Source organism: Cupriavidus sp. 01L46 (genome assembly GCF_056399905.1).
Genome location: NZ_JBFTSF010000635.1, coordinates 1 through 1,019 on the forward strand (window position 1 = coordinate 1; position 1,019 = coordinate 1,019).

Here is a 1,019-nt window from a genome sequence, read left to right on the forward strand (position 1 = left end):
GAGCTGGCGCGGCTTGCGCGCCAGCAGGTGGCCGATGCCGAACAGCGCCGCGGCCCAGCTCACCTTGCGCGCGATTGCCTCGCGCGGCATGCGCTGCGCCTCCAGCGGGAAGGCGATGTTGCCGGCCACGCTCAGGTGCGGATAGAGCGCGTAGCTCTGGAACACCATGGCCATGTTGTGCGCGCGCGGCGGCAGCCCGGTGACGACACGGCCGCCCACCACGATATCGCCGGAGGTGGGTGCTTCCAGCCCGGCAATCAGGCGCAGCAAGGTGGTCTTGCCCGAGCCGGACGGGCCCAGCAGCACCAGGAACTCAGCTTCGTGCACGGCCAGGTCGATGCCGTCGACAGCGTTGGCGCCGTCGAAACGCTTGGTGAGTGAGCGGGTTTCCACCGTGGCCATGACTTATCGGCCCACGCCCATCCTGATGCCTCCGGCCCGGCAAGGGCGGCTCATACGAGCCCTTTTTCCCGCCACTTGGCGAAGATCCGCTTGCACGTGGATTCCGCGGCGCGGATGGCATTCTCCGGCGTTTCATCGCCGGTGGCGGCCTTGGCGAACATGGTGTTGAGCACCCAGGTATTGAAGATCTCGTCGATAGCCGCATTGGCATAGCCGGGGTAGCCGACGTTGGTGGCCTGGTTCATCAGGCTGCCCAGCACCTTGTACTTGTCGCGCKGGCGAGCCTTGGGATCATCGGCGATCAGCTTCTGCAGGTCCGGGACTGTGCTCGGGAAGCAGGGGAAGTTGTAGTACTCGCTGCCGAGAAAGGCCTGGTGGAAATTGTCGATATAGTCCAGCAGGAACTTCTTGGCACCCGCTATGTTCTCGGCAAATTTCCAGATCACGTAGCAGTCCATCACGTGTTCCATGCCGATGCGGCGCACCGGGCCGCGCAAGGCCTGGGTCAGCCAGATATCGGGCGTGACTGGAATGTTCTTGTTCTCGCCTTCGCGCGTGATGGAAATAGCGTTCAGGCAAAGCGAGATCTTGCCCGCCAGCATGGCGCGGTTGTTGGA

1 protein-coding gene and 1 pseudogene are annotated in these 1,019 nt (G+C 63.9%); both read right to left on the reverse strand.

Going from position 1 to position 1,019, the window contains the following annotated elements:
* On the reverse strand, positions 1–402 hold a 402-nt coding region (locus tag AC1DS3_RS39005; protein WP_477129410.1), incomplete at its 3' end, for an ABC transporter ATP-binding protein.
* A 50-nt stretch (positions 403–452) separates the two neighbouring features.
* A pseudogene (locus AC1DS3_RS39010) lies at positions 453–1,019 on the reverse strand (carbohydrate ABC transporter substrate-binding protein); the annotation flags it as partial.